This window comes from Amycolatopsis sp. NPDC054798 (genome assembly GCF_053611505.1).
In genome coordinates this window covers 33,162-47,624 of sequence record NZ_JBSHAM010000014.1, presented here as the reverse complement: position 1 = coordinate 47,624, position 14,463 = coordinate 33,162, and the positions used below count along the sequence as shown (strand labels likewise).

At 72.9% G+C, this 14,463-nt stretch carries 4 protein-coding genes; all 4 read right to left on the bottom strand.

The window, feature by feature from the left end; genetic code table 11:
- Positions 1-15: 15 nt before the first annotated feature.
- Genes ACWGIC_RS11940 through ACWGIC_RS11925 form a run of 4 tightly spaced genes read right to left on the bottom strand, consistent with a single transcriptional unit; the run spans position 16 to position 14,449 of the window.
- Complete coding sequence (locus ACWGIC_RS11940) at positions 16-231, bottom strand: MbtH family protein (RefSeq protein WP_452075892.1); 216 nt, start codon at positions 229-231, stop codon at positions 16-18.
- 39 nt (positions 232-270) lie between these two features.
- Entirely contained in the window at positions 271-1,833 is a 1,563-nt protein-coding gene (locus ACWGIC_RS11935; protein WP_452075891.1) for a formyltransferase family protein, read from the bottom strand.
- On the bottom strand, positions 1,830-9,884 hold the full coding sequence (locus ACWGIC_RS11930) for an amino acid adenylation domain-containing protein (protein WP_452075890.1): 8,055 nt from the start codon (positions 9,882-9,884) through the stop codon (positions 1,830-1,832). Before ACWGIC_RS11930 ends, ACWGIC_RS11935 begins: the two co-directional genes overlap by 4 nt.
- Positions 9,881-14,449: a beta-ketoacyl synthase N-terminal-like domain-containing protein gene (locus ACWGIC_RS11925; protein ID WP_452075889.1), complete on the bottom strand. Its 4,569-nt coding sequence runs from the start codon at positions 14,447-14,449 to the stop codon at positions 9,881-9,883. Before ACWGIC_RS11925 ends, ACWGIC_RS11930 begins: the two co-directional genes overlap by 4 nt.
- Positions 14,450-14,463: the final 14 nt, after the last annotated feature.

Sequence of the window (14,463 nt, the reverse complement as noted above, 5' to 3'; positions counted from 1 at the left end):
AAGATCGGCGACCGCTCAGGCCGCGCCGTCCATCTGCCGCCGGACGCTCAGCGGGCGCATGTCGGTCCACACACGTTCGATGTGGGCGAGGCAGTCGGCCTTGGGCCCGTGGCACCCCGCGTCGCGCCAGCCCGCGGGCAGGTCCCGCTCGCGCGGCCAGATCGAGTACTGCTCCTCGTCGTTGACCACGACTGTGTAGACGGTGGTCTGGTCGTCGTCCTCGAAAGCCATGTCCTTCTCTCCTTGCTCTCCTCGGGGTGGTGGGCCCGCTCAGCGCACGGCGGCGAGCGGGACGGCGGGCCGGTCCGCGGCCGCCTCGATCAGGGTCAGCACCGACCGCGCCAGCCCGGCGAACTCCCGGACCGTTTCGCGCGGCGGGCCGAGGTGCTCGGTCGCCGCGAAGTGGAACGCCGGGGTCGCGGTGTCGATCACCAGCACCGAGGCCGTGCCGGGCGCCGGATCGAGCCGGGCCCCGGTGCCGGTCACCGCGAGCGCGAGCGGCATCGGCCGGTTCGCGAGGCCGTGCAACGGATAGCGCGCCGGGAGGTCGCGCAGGTAGCTGCCGCGCAGTCCGGCGATTTCCCGGGCGACCGCGGCGGTCGCGCCGGCGAAGCCGAGTTCCGGCGGCAGCTCGACTGGGAGCGGCACGTCCCGGGCGACGAGCGCTTCCAGCCCGGCTACCTCCGCGCGCCGGACATCGTCGCTGTACCGGACGGTTCCGTACCGGGAGCCGAGGCAGACCAGCCAGGCGGTCAGCAGTTCGGTCGCCGGGTCGCGCAGCCGGTCCACGAGCGCTCGCCGGACGAGCGTGGTGCCGCGGGTCACCGGCGACTTGGTCCACAATGGACTAACTACTCGGTCCGGGACGCCGGTGCAGGCGGCGAGCCGGTCGAGCCAGCTGGCTTCGCGACGTGCCCATTCCTCGAACCAGTCAGTGAACACGGCACCCGGGGCACCGAGGCGGTCGCCCGCGTTCAGCACCGCGTCCGGCGAAACTGATTCACCGTCCACTGTGGACAACTTGGTCAGCTCGACCGAACCGTCCACAGTGCTCAGGCGTCTCTCCGGCCCGGCGGCCAGCACCGTGCCCGGCTCGGCCTCGACCGGCCCCGGCAGCGGGCGCAGGCCCGTCACCAGGAAAGCCTCGTCGCCGACGACGATCCGGGGCCTGCCGAACCGGTTGTCGAACCGGCCGAACTCGCCCGCCCGGCACCAGCGGTCCAGCTCCGCCGCCGGCTGCTCCCCGGTGACCAGGCCGCCGCCCGGGAACAGCCGCCGGGCCGGGAAGTACGTGCGCTCGGCCGGATCCTGGGCGATCGGGGCGAGCGCGTCCGCCTCCAGGTCGTCCAGCAGTTCCTTCAACGACAGCAAGGCGTGCTCGTGACAGCGCACGTCCAGCGCGAGCGTGGTGTCTCCGGGCCCGACCGGGAACCTGGCCTGTTTGAGCATCCGGCCCGCGTCGACCTCGGCGACCATCTCGTGCCAGGTGACGCCGTGCTCGGTCTCGCCGTGCAGCAGCGCCCACGTCGTCTGGTGCACGCCCGCGTACTTGGGCAGCAGCGAGCTGTGCAGGTTGATCGCCATCCGCCGGGGCAGCGCCAGGTCCTCGGCCCGGAGCAGCACGTCGTTGGTGATGCTGAACAGGTAGTCCGGGCGGCTGGGCAGCTCGGCGAGCCGGGCAGCCGCCGGCACGCCGTGCTCGCGGGCCCAGTCGAGCGCGGGCGGGTACCGGGTGACCACGCCGGTCACCCGGTGCCCGCGGGCGGTGAGCAGTTCCGCGCTCTCCACCAGCAGCGCGCCCCAGCCGATCAGCTGGCAGTCGTACGCTGTCACGGTTCGACCAGCGATCCGGACAGCACCTTCGCGACCGTGGCCACGTGCGGTTCGCGCAGCATCGTCTCGTGGCCGCCGGGCACCTGGTGCGCCTCGATCGTGCTCGCGTAAGACCGCCAGCCGTAGCAATCCGTGCCGTCCGCGCCGCTTTCCTCAGCCTGGAGGAAGACCACGCGCCCGGAGTACGGCTCGGGCCGGTACGACTGCCACGCGGTCAGGTTGTGGTGCGCGGCAACGAACAGCCGCACCAGCCGGTCGGTGTCCGGACCGGGTTTCACCAGCCCGCGCTCGCCGGCCCACTCGGCGTAGCCGCGCATCCGCTCGGCCACCGGGCCGGTGCCCGGCTCGGGCAGGTCGGACGCCGCGAGGTCGCGGGCGTCGAGCAGGGCCAGCACGATCTCGGCCTCGGTGGTGCGCACCGGCTGGTCCGGGTCCGGCGGCTCGACGTCCATGATCACCACTTCGGCCACCCGCTGCCCGGCCGCGGCGAGCTGCCGGGCCATCTCGTAGGCGATCGCCCCGCCGAGCGACCACCCGCCGAGGTGGTACGGGCCTTCCGGCTGCTCGGCGCGCAGGTCGGAGACGTACCGGGCGGCCAGTTCGGGCACGGTGGCCGGGCCGTCCCCGCCGGACACCGACGGCGACTGCAGCCCGTACAGCGACCAGCCGGGGGCCAGCTGCGCGGCCAGCGCGTGGTAGCAGAGGACCGTGCCGCCGAGCGGGTGCACCAGGAACAGCTTCGGGGCGCCCGCGGAGGTGTGCACCGGGACCACGCACGAGGCGTCCCCGCCGGAGGAGGCGCCCGCGACCGCTCCGGCGAGCAGTTCCACGGTGGTCGCCTTGAGCACGGTGGCCAGCGAGACCGTGGTGTCGCCGAATTCCGCCTGCATCGCGCTCACCAGCCGGACCGCCAGCAGGGAATGCCCGCCCAGCTCGAAGAAGTTGTCCCGGACGCCTACCCGGTCGATGCCGAGCAGGCCCTGCCAGAGCCCGGCGATCCGGCGCTCGGTTTCGTCCCGCGGGGCCAGGTACTCGGTCGCGAGGTCCGGCCGGGGGTAGACCGTTTCGGCGGTTTCCCGTTCCGGGGCCCCGGTTTCCGGGCCGCCCGCGGCCTCGGCGATCCGGGCGGGCAGGTTTCCGGTGGACACCACCAGCTGCGGCAGCGGGTCGGCGGCGAACATCCGGCGCAGCACCTCCCGCGCCTCGCCGCCGTCCAGGCCGAGCTTGCCGGAGTTGCGCCAGCTGTCCCAGGCGACCGCGATCCACGGCGTCTCCCCGGCGATCGACTGGCGCGCGGCGAACAGTTCGGCATAGACCGCCGCGGCCGAGTAAGCGCCGAAGCCGGCGCCGCCGAGCACCGAGGAGATCGACGAGCACAGGAAGACGAAGTCCAGTTCCCGTCCGGCGAACACCTTGGCCAGCACGGCGGCGCCGCCGGCCTTGGCGGCGAGGTGCGCGCGGGCGGATTCGGCGGTCGCGTCGGCCACCGGGACCAGCCGGTCGCCGGAAACCACCCCGGCGGCGTGGAAAACGCCGTCGAACCGGCCGAGCCGCTCCTCCAGCTTGGCCACCGCCGCGCCGAACGCGGCCTCGTCGGCGACGTCGGCGGCGATCGCGGCCACCTCCGAACCGGCGGCCTGCAGTTCCTGGACCACGCGGATCTCGTCGGTGGTCCGGTCGCCCGGAGCCGCTTCGGCCAGCAGCGCGGCCCACTGTTCGCGCGGCGGCAGCTCCGACCGCCGGATCAGGCCGATCCGGGCCCCGGCGAGCACCCGCGCGATCTCCGCGCCCATCCGGCCCAGCCCGCCCACGATCAGGTAGCAGCCGTCCGGCCGCAGCACCGACGATTCGGCTTCCGGCAAGGGAACCGCCGCGTGCCCGGGCACCCAGCGGTGCTCGCCGCGATAGGCAGCGCACGGCTCCGCGCCGGCGAGCACTTCGGCGGCGAGCCGGTCCAGGAGCCGCGAACGCCGCTTGCCGGAGCCCACCGGGGCGACGTCGACAAACCGGCAGCGCACGCCCGGAGCCTCCTGCGCGACCACCCGCAGCAGACCGGAGATCATGCCGCGTTCGGGCACCACGCGAGATTCGTCGGCGAGGGCGAGGCCGGAAACCGTGAGCACGGAAAGGTCCGCGCCGGTGACCCCGGCCCTGGCGAGCGCCCTGGCGTGGAACAGCACGGCCAGGAACGAGTCGTAACCGCCGAGAGCGGTGTCGTCGTCCAGAGATCCGGCTCCGTGCACGATCCGGTCCGGGGTCTCCCCGGCGTCCCGCAGCGCCTGGACCAGGCTTTCCCAGTCGGCGGGCGATTCCGGGTCCACCAGGTAGCCGTCCTCGCCGAGATCGGCGAACGACCGTCCCCAGTGGACCGGGATCACCCGCTCCGCGCCGAGTTCGGCGACGTCCCCGGCGATCGTGTCCGTCCCGGCGACCAGCCAGGTGCCCCCGGAGCCGGTCGCGACCGGGCGCGCGGCGCGCTTCCACGAGGGCGCGTAGAACCAGTCCGCCGGATCGGCGACCCGCTCCCCCGCCGGAACCGCGACCGCCGACGGCTTCGCCTCGGCGGGCGGTTCCAGCCAGTAGCGGCTCCGCTCGAACGGATAGGTCGGCAGCAGCAGGCGCGCCCGCCGCTGCCCTTCGTACAAGGACTTCCAGCGCACCGCCGCGCCGGAGAGCCACAGCCTGCCCAGCGCCGCGGCGAAGTCGTACTCGGCGTCCGCCGAGTCCTCGGGCAGCACTTCGACCAGTTCGCCCGACGGCGTCTCCCAGCCCGGCACCGCGGCGGTCGCTCCCGCCACCACCAGCACCTGCGCCGGGTCGTCCAGCAGCGGTTCGAGTACTTCGCCGAAGTCGCCGTCGGCCCAGATGCCGCCGGTCCAGTACTCCGGATCGGTCAGGTCGTCCTCGGTGACGAATCCGTTGCACGCCACCGAACTCCACGGCGTCTCCGGCTCGGCGCCGATGTCCGGCGTGCCTTGGCCCAGCAGCACGGCCGCCGCTTGCGGCAGGTCCAGCACGCCGGTCAGGCACGCGGCCACCAGCTCGCCGGCTCCGGACGCGGCGATCTCGTCCGGCTGCAGGCCCAGCTCGCCGAGGCCGCGAGCCAGCGCGTAGAGCGTGACGAACCGCGCGGGGTTCTCAAGGCGCGGGTCGACCGGTTCGTCGGCGGACGCCAGGAACACCGCCTCGCGCAGGTCGGCGCCGAGCCCCGGGGCGAGCAGTTCGCTGCATTCGTCGACTGCCGACCGGATCACCGGCAGCCGCCAGTACAGCTTCGCCAGCCTGCCCGGCACCACCGGGAAACCGCCAGGGAGCACCAGTGTCCAGGAACTCTGCACGTCGCCGCTTTCGCGCACCCGCAGGAAATCCTCGCCGCCGTCGCGCGCCAGGTCGGCCGCGGCGGCGGTGGTTTTGGCCAGCACCACCCGGCGCTGGTCCAGCGCGGTCCGGCCGAGCTGCAGCGTGTAGGCGACGTCGGCGAGATCGGTGTCCGGCGCGCCGGCGAGGTGGTCGGCCAGTTCCTTCGTCGCGGTGTCCAGCGCGCCGCGGCTGCGGGCCGACAGCGGCAGGATCTGCCAGCCCCGGCCCGGAGTCGACGGCTGCCGCTCCGGCGGCTGCTCCAGCACGACGTGGGCGTTGGTGCCGCCGATGCCCAGCGCGGTGACGCCCGCGCGGCGCGGTCCTTCGCCGGGGAACGCGGCCGGTTCGCTGCTGACGAAGAACGGGCTGCCCTCGAGATCGGTGTTCGGGTTCGGGCGTTCGAAGTGCAGCGACGGCGGCACGACGCCGTGCTCCACGGCGAGCGCCGCCTTCATCAGCCCGGCGACCCCGGCCGCGGTCCCGAGGTGGCCGAAGTTCGACTTGGCCGAGCCGAGGGCGCACGACGCGGGCGGCAGCGGACCCGGTTCGGTGAACGCCTGGGTCAGCGCGGTCACCTCGATCGGGTCGCCGAGCACCGTGCCGGTGCCGTGCGCCTCGATCAGCCCGATGCTGCCCGGTTCGGTGCCCGCGGCGGCCAGGGCCTTGCGGATCACCTCCACCTGCCCGGCCACGCCGGGTGCGGTGTAGCCGACCTTCGCCGAACCGTCGTTGTTGATGGCCGAACCGCGGATGACCGCGTGCACCGGGTCGCCGTCGGCGAGCGCGTCTGCCAGCCGCCGGAGCACGACCACGCCGACGCCGCTGCCCGGAAGCGTGCCCTGCGAAGCGGCGTCGAACGGGCGGCAATGCCCGTCCGGGCTGAAAATCCCGCCCTCGACCCATTTGTAGCCCACGTTCGGGATCAGGATCGACGCGCCGCCGGCCAGTGCCATGTCGCATTCGCCCGACAGCAGCGCGCGGGCGGCGACGTGGGTGGCCACCAGCGAGGTGGAGCACGCGGTCTGCACGGTCATCGCCGGTCCGCGCAGGTTCAGCTTGTAGGACACCCGGGTGGCCAGGTGGTCCTTGTCCCAGGAGATCAGCAGGTGCGCGCCGTTGGAGTTCGGCAGCGTCTCCTGGTTGACGAAGGTGTTGTTCCACATGTAGTCGCTATGCCCGACCCCGGCGTAGACGCCGATGCCGCCGTCGAACTGCTCCGGGTCGTGCCCGGCGCGCTGCAGCGCCTCGGCCGAGCACTCCAGGAAAAGGCGCTGCTGCGGGTCGATCAGCTCCGCTTCGCTGGGGCTGTAGCCGAAGTAGCCCGCGTCGAAGTACTCGATGCCGGTGAGCGCGCCCCCGCGCGGCACGAAGTCCTCGGCGAAGGCGTCGTCGCCAAAGCCCGCCGCGCGGATCTCGTCCGGGGTGGCGGTGGTGATCGTTTCGAGGCCGTCCAGCAGCACCCGCCAGTACTCCTCCGGGCTGCTCGCGCCGGGATAGCGGCAGGCCATGCCGACCACCGCGATGTCGGTGTCGCTAGGTTTCTCGCTGCTGCGCACCGGTTTCTCCTCCTTCGGGACGGCTTTCGGCGTGACCGGTTCGGCGAGTTCGCGGAGGTAGGCCGCGAGCGTGCTGACGGTGGTGTGGCGGAACAGTTCGGCGAAGGGCACGGTCACCGGCAACGCCTCGGAAAGCGCGGTGTGCATGCGGATCAGCAGCAGCGAATGCCCGCCGAGGTCGAAAAAGTTGTCGTGCGGGCCGACGTCCTGGCGCGACAGCACGTCCTGCCAGATGCCGAGGACCAGCCGTTCCATCCGGTTGCGCGGGGCCACCCGCTGCGTTTCGCGGGCGGCGGGCCGCGGTTCGGGCAGCCGCGAGCGATCGGGTTTCCCGCTCACCGTGCGCGGCATTTCGTCCAGCCGGACCAGCACGCCGGGCACCAGGAAGGCAGGCAGGCGCTCGCGCAGGAACGCCTTCACCGCCTCGGTTTCCGCGTCTCCGGTGAAGTATCCGGCCAGCAGCCGCTCCCCGGCGTCGGTGGTGACCGCCTTCGCGGCGGATTCGGCGATGCCGGGGAATCCGGCCAGCGCGGCTTCCACCTCGCCCAGTTCGATCCGGAACCCGCGGATCTTCACCTGGTGATCAGCCCGGCCGCGGAATTCCAATCCGCCGTCGGATCGCCAGCGCACCACGTCGCCGGTGCGGTACATCCGGGCCCCGGCCCGCCACGGATCGGGCACGAACCGCGAGGCCGTCAGCGCCGGATTGCCGAGGTAGCCGAGGCCGACGCCGGGACCGGCGATGTACAGCTCGCCGAACACCCCGGTCGGCGCGAGCGCGCCGGCGCCGTCGAGCACGTAAACCCTGGCGTGCCCGAGCGGGGTGCCCAGATGCACGTCCGGCTGTTCGCCGGCAGTCAGTTCCAGGCTGGTAGCGACGACCGTGGTCTCGGTGGGGCCGTAGACGTTGACGACCCGGTCGGCACCCGCGTCGAACATCGCCCGCGCGGTGGCCGCGGGCAGTTCCTCGCCCCCGGCGATGTAGGTGCGCAGGCCCTCAGGCAGGTGCCCGGCTCGCAGCAGTTCGCCGACCACCGAGGGCACCGCGAAGAAATACCGCGCCATCGCGGCGGCTTCTCCGGGCAAGGTCCCGAGGTGCATCGCGTTGTCCACCAGCACCACCCGGCCGCCGAACGCGAGCGGCACCCACAGGTCCAGCACGGACGCGTCGAAGCAGACCGAGGACGTCGCGACCGCGCCCGCCAGCTCGTCGTCGTCGAGCAGGTCGCGGCCCCAGGACAGCAAATGGCGCACGGCGTCGTGGGAAATGACTGTCCCTTTTGGACGGCCGGTGGAGCCGCTGGTGTAGATCACGTAAGCGGCGCTCTGGCCGGACGGTGGTTCCGGCAGCGGGGCCTCGTCTCCGGAACCACCGACCGCGAGCACCTGGCCCGCGTAGCCGTCGAAGGCACCGGGATCGTCGGTCACCAATGCGGGGGCGTCCGCGTCGGCGAGCATGAGCCGCCGCCGTTCGGCCGGGTATTCCGGGTCCAGCGGCACGTAAGCCCCGCCCGCGCGCAACACCGCGAGCAGCGCGATCACCAGGTCCGGTGTGCGCGGCAAGCACACACCCACCCGCACGTCCGGGCCGACCCCGGCCGCCCGCAGCCGCCGGGCCAACTGACCGGACTCGCGCTCCAGATCGCGGTAAGTCAGGACGCGATCCGCGTGCCACACCGCCGTGGCGTCCGGAGCGGACCCGGCAGCCCGCAGCACCAGTTCCGGCAGAGTGGCTTCCGGCACCGCGACTTCGGGCCAGCCGCGCTCGCCCCACTCCAGCAGGCAGTCGCGTTCACCGCCGTCCAGCAGCGGCAGGGCGGACAGCCGGGCGCTGGGGTCCGCGACGATCCCCGCCAGCAGCGTGGTGAAGCGGCGGCCGAGGCGTTCGATGGTCCCGGCGTCGAACAACGCGGTGGCGTACTCGAAAGAACACCGCAGTCCGTCCTCGGCCTCGCCCGCGTACAGCGACAGGTCGAACTTCGAGGTGTTGTTGTTCTTGCCTTGGTACTCCAGGGAAAGGTCGCCGACGCCGACCTCGGCGCTGGCCGGTCCCTGGAACACCAGGATGTTCTGGAACAGCGGATCGTGGCTGGGGTCGCGGTCCGGGGCCAGCTCCTCGACCAGCTTCTCGAACGGCACGTCCTGGTTGGCCACGCCGTCCAGGCACGTGCGGCGCACCCGGGCGAGCAGTTCGGAGAACGCCGGATCGCCGGAGAGATCGGCCCGCAGCGGCAGCGTGTTGACGAAGAACCCGACCAGGTCCTCCAGTTCCGGACGGCCCCGGCCGGTGATCGGCGAGCCGATCACCAGGTCGTCCTGTCCGGCCGACCGCGAAAGCAGCACCGAGAAGGCCGCGAACACCGCCATGAAAAGCGTGCAGTTGTGCGCCCTGGCGAGCGCGCGCAGTTCGTCCAGCACAGCGGCGGGGACCACGAAGTCGTGCCAGGCGCCGCGGTGGTCGCGTTTCGCCGGGCGCGGCCGGTCCAGCGGCAGTGCCGAGAGCCGGGGCGCGTCGCGCAGGTGCTCGCGCCAGTAGCCGAGCTGCCGGGCGAACTCCGGGGTGTCGGCCAGATCCCGTTGCCAGACCGCGAAATCCGGGTACTGCACGGCGAGTTCAGGCAGTTCCGGGCTCTCGTTCCGGGCGAACGCGGCGTAGCACTCGCCCAGTTCGCGGAAGAAGATGTCCTGCGACCAGGCGTCGCAGACGATGTGGTGGATGGTGATCAGCAGCTGGTGGTCGGCCTCGCCGAGCCGGACCAGCAGCGCGCGCAGCAACGGCGGCTCGGCCAGGTCGAACGGGCGCGCGCCGAGTTCGGTCTCCAGCCGGGCCAGCTCCGCCTCCGGGTCGGCGTGCCCGCGCAGGTCGGTCACCGGAAGCGGCACGTCGACCCGGCCGTGCACCACCTGCACCGGTTCGCCGTCCTCGACGGCGAATCCGGTGCGCAGCGCCTCGTGCCGGTCGACCACCGCGGCCAGCGCCCGGCCCAGCGCGGCGACGTCGAGTTCGCCGCGCAGCCGCATCCCCATCGGGATCAGGTAGAACGGGTTGCCCGGGTCCACCTGCTGGACCAGCCACAGCCGCCGCTGGGCGAACGAAGCCGGGAACCGGTGGATCTCCGGCGTTGCACTGCTCATCGGGTCGCTCCTGTCGGCTCGGCCGCCTCGCCGCTGCGGCGGTAGCCGCCGCGGTCGACGCGGGTGATCGACGGCGCCGCCGGCGCGGCCTGGAGTTCTTCCACCGCGGCGGCGAGTTCGGCCACCGTGGGACTGGTCAGCAGGGTGTGCAGCGGCACCTGGACCCGCAATTCCTTCAGCACCCGCGAAATCACCCTGGTGCCGAGCAGCGAATGGCCGCCGAGTTCGAAGAAGTTGTCGTGCACGCCGACCCGGTCGATGCCGAGCAGGCCCGCCCACACGCCGGCGAGCAGCTTTTCGGTCTCGGTGGCCGGTGCCGCGTAAGCGGTTTGCAGCTCCGGGCGGGCGTGCCCGCCGCCGGCGCGGGGCGCGGGCTCGCCGTCGTCGCCCGACCACTGGTCGAACCGGGACCGCAGATCGCCGGTCGAGTTCACCAGCTGCGCGGGCAGGCTCCCGGCGAGCACGCGGTCGAGCACGTCCGCCGCGTCGGCCTCGTCGATCAGGTACTCGCGCAAGGTCGTCGCGGCGGCGTCGTCGCCTTCGACGGTCCAGCCTTCCCAGGCCAGCGCCGTCCACGGGGTGCCGCCGTCGGCGGACCGCGCGGCCGCGAACAACTCGAGGTACAGATTCGCCGCGGCGTAGGCGGAGAACCCGATCCCGCCGAGCACCGAAGCGATCGACGAGCACAGCAGCACGAAGTCCAGCTCCCGCCCGGCAAACACCCCGGCGAGCACCCGCACGCCCCGCGCCTTCGCCGCCAGGTGCGGTTCGGCGTTCTCGGGCGTCGCTTCGGCCAGCGGCACCACACCGTCCGCGGTCACCACACCGGCCACGTGGAACACGCCGTCGAACGGGCCGAGTTCCTGTTCCAGCCGCGCCACCGCGACCGCGAAGCCCTCGTCGTCGGCGACGTCGGCCGAGGCGGTGGCCACCGTCGCACCCGCCGCTTCCAGCCGCCGGATCGCGGTGATCTCGGCGGCGACCGAGTCGTCCGGATCCGCTCCGGCCAGATAGGCGTCCCACTGGTCGCGGGCGGGGACGGCCGAACGCCGGATCACCCCGATCCGGGCCCGGCGGGTCGCCAGCAGATCGCCGATCACCGCGCCGATCCGGCCCAGCCCGCCGGAAACCAGGTAACAGCCGCCCTCGCGCAGCCGGGTGGCGCCGGCGGCCTCCAGCCGGGCGGGCACGAAGTCGCGCACCCAGCGGGTGTCGCCGCGGTAGGCGACGCAATCGTCCGTGCCCGCAACGATTTCCGCGTGCAGGTGCGTCAGCAGCCGGTTGCGCTGCCGCGTCGAGGCCACCGGAGCGGTGTCGACGAACCGGCAACGCGCCTGCGGCAGTTCCTGGCCGATCACCCGGCACAGCGCCGCGGTCATGCCGCGCTCCGGCCGCACCTCGGCCTCCCCGGCCACGACCAGACCGGACACCGACAGCACGCCGATCTCCACGTCGTCGACGAATCCGCATTCGGTCCACGCCCGCATCAGCGAGACCAGGCCGTGGAACGCGGTGAAGTCCCACTGCGGACCGTCCGCTCCGAACACCACGCGCCCGGGCACCGCGCCCTTCAGCCCGCGGAGCAGGGTCAGCCAGCCGTCCAAGTCGCCGGGATCGACGGTGTACCGGTCGTCGCCGCAGTCGGCGAATTCCTCGGCCCAGCTGACCCGGATCACCCGGGCGGCCGAACGGGCGGCGACCTCGCCCGCGATCGACGCCGCGTCCCCGGCGACCAGCCAGGTCTCCCCTTCCGCCGCGTTCGCCGCGGCCTCCGGGGGCAGGCCGCGCGAGAAGCTCGGCAGGTGGAACCAGTCCGCCGGATCCGCCTGCCTGCCGGTGGCCCGCGGAGCGGAACCGGGCTTGTCCGACGGGCGCGCGGAAAGCCAGTAACTGGTGCGCTCGAAGGGATAGCCGGGCAGGCCGACCCGACCCCACTCGCCGCTCGCGTGCAGGGTCGCCCAGTCCACCTCGACCCCGGCGAGCCAGGCCCTCGACAGCGCTTCGAGCAGCACCGTCCGGTCGTCCGCGCGGTCGTGCGCGGCGGGCGAGGAGGCCAGCACGAGGCCGTCGTCGGCGCGGTCCGGGTGCTGCACCAGCAGGCTCCCCAGCGCGCGGCCCGGACCCAGTTCGACCACCACCGGCGCGGTCAGCTGCCACATCGCGGCGATCTGGTCGGCGAACCGGACGGTGGCCACGCTGTGCCGGGCCCAGTGCCCGGGATCGGTCGCCTCGGCCGGAGTGATCCACTGCCCGGTGACATTGGACAGGTACGGGATCTCCGGCGCTTTCAGTCCCACTCCGGTGAAGTCGGCGCGCAGGCTTTCCTCCAGCGGGCGCATCATCCACGTGTGGAACGCGTGCTCGGCGGGGACGCGACGGCTCGCGATCCCGTCGGCGCGCAGGCGTTCGGCGAGCGCGTCGACCTCCTCGGCCGGACCGCCGACCACGCACAGCGAAGGAGCGTCCACAGCGGACAGTGAGAGCCGGTCGCCCAGCAGCGGCTCGACCTGCTCGGCCGCGCTCATCACCGCGAGCATCGCGCCGCCGGGCAGCCCGCCGATGTGCCGGGCGCGCCGGGCCACCAGCCAGGCGGCGTCCGCCAGCGAGAACACCCCGGCGACCGCGGCCGCGACGTACTCGCCGACGCTGTAGCCGAGCAGGGCGTCCGGGCGCACGCCGTAGTGCATCCACAGCTGCGCCATCGCGTACTGCACGGCGAAAAGCAGCGGCTGCGCGACGATCGTCTCGTCGAGCGGCCCCGCTTCCCGTTCCTGCAACAACCGTGCGAGCGGGTCGGCGGGCAGCTCGGCCGACGGTTCGGCCGTCGCGTCGAACAGCCGCTCCCGCAGGTCGAAACCCAGGTGCGGCAAGAACAATTCGGCGCACCGGTCGAGTTCCGCGCGGAACACCGGCTCGTCGCGGTACAGCCCGGAGCACAGGTTCACGTACTGGTCCCCGACGCCGGAGAACAGGAACACCACCGAACGGGTCCCGGCGGGTCCGGCCGAGGTGAACACCTCCGGCGACCGGCTCTCGAGCGCCTTCGCCGCGCCCGCGGTGTCGGCTGCCACGACGGCCCGGCGGTGGGCGTGCACCCGGCGGCCTGCGGCGAGCGTGCCCGCCACGTCGGCCAGCGACAGGTCCGGGTGCGCCCGCAGGTGCTCGGCCAGCCGGTCGGTGGCCCGCTCCAGCGCGGCAGGGGTGCGCGCGGAGAGCAGGATCGGCCGCGGTCCTCCCGCCTGCGCCCGCGGTCGCGGTTCCGGAGGCTGTTCGACGACGATGTGCGCGTTGGTGCCGCCGATGCCGAACGAGCTCATGCCCGCCCGGCGCGGCGACCCGTTCACCGGCCAGTCGGCGAGTTCGCGGTTGACGTAGAACGGCGTCGAGGAAAAGTCGATGTTCGGATTCGGTTCCCGGAAGTGCAGGCTCGGCGGGACCTTGCCGTGCTTGACCATCAGCACCGACTTGATGAACCCGGCCACTCCGGCCGCCGAGTCGAGGTGCCCGACGTTCGACTTCAGCGAGCCGATCGCGCACCGGTGGCCGTCGCCAGCGCCGAGCGCGCGGAAGGCGTCGGAGAGCGCGGTCATTTCGATCGGGTCGCCGAGCGGGGTGGCCGCGCCGTGCGTTTCGACGTAGCCGATGGTGTCGACGTCCACGCCCGCGGCGCTGACCGCGTCGGTGATCACCTGGGTCTGCCCGCGCGTTCCGGGCGCGGTGTAGCCGACCTTCGCCGCGCCGTCGTTGTTCATCGCCGAACCGCGGACGAGAGCGTGGATCACGTCGCCGTCCGCGAGCGCGTCTTCCAGGCGCCGCAACACCACCACGCCGACACCGCTGCCAGGGACAGTGCCCTTGGCGTCGGCGTCGAACGAGCGGCAGTGCCCGTCCGGGGAGAGCACGCCGCCCTCCTCGTACACGTAGCCGCGCACCTCCGGCAGGATCAGCGAAGCCCCGCCGGCCAGCGCGAGATCGCATTCGCCGGTCAGCAGGCCCTGGCAGGCCAGGTGGATGGCCACCATCGAGGTGGAACAGGCGCTCTGCACGGTGACCGCAGGCCCGCGCAGGTCGAGTTTGTAGGCCGCCCGCGTGGCCAGATAGTCCTTGTCCACCGACAGGATCATCTGCATCTGGCTGACGTCGGCCAGATCGGCTTCGCTCGGGTAGATGTTGTTCCACATATACGAGCTCAGCCCGACCCCGGCGTAAATCCCGGCCACGCCGTCGAACCGGGCCGGGTCGTAGCCGGAGTCGTCGAGCGCGCCCGCCGCGCATTCGAGGAACAACCGCTGCTGCGGGTCGATCAGCTCGGCCTCGCGCGGGCTGTAGCCGAAGTAGGCGGCGTCGAACCGGTCGATGTCGCTGAGCACCCCGCCCCGCGGCACGAACCCGGGGTGGTCCAGCGCGGCCGGGTCGACCCCGGCGGCCCGCAGCTCGTCCCGGTCGAAGGTGGAGATCGACTCCACGCCGGCGGTCAGGTTGGCCCAGAACCGCTCGGGGTCGTCCGCGCCCGGGAACCGGCAGCTCATGCCGACGACCGCGATCGCGTCTACCGGATCACTCACAAACCTCACCTGAC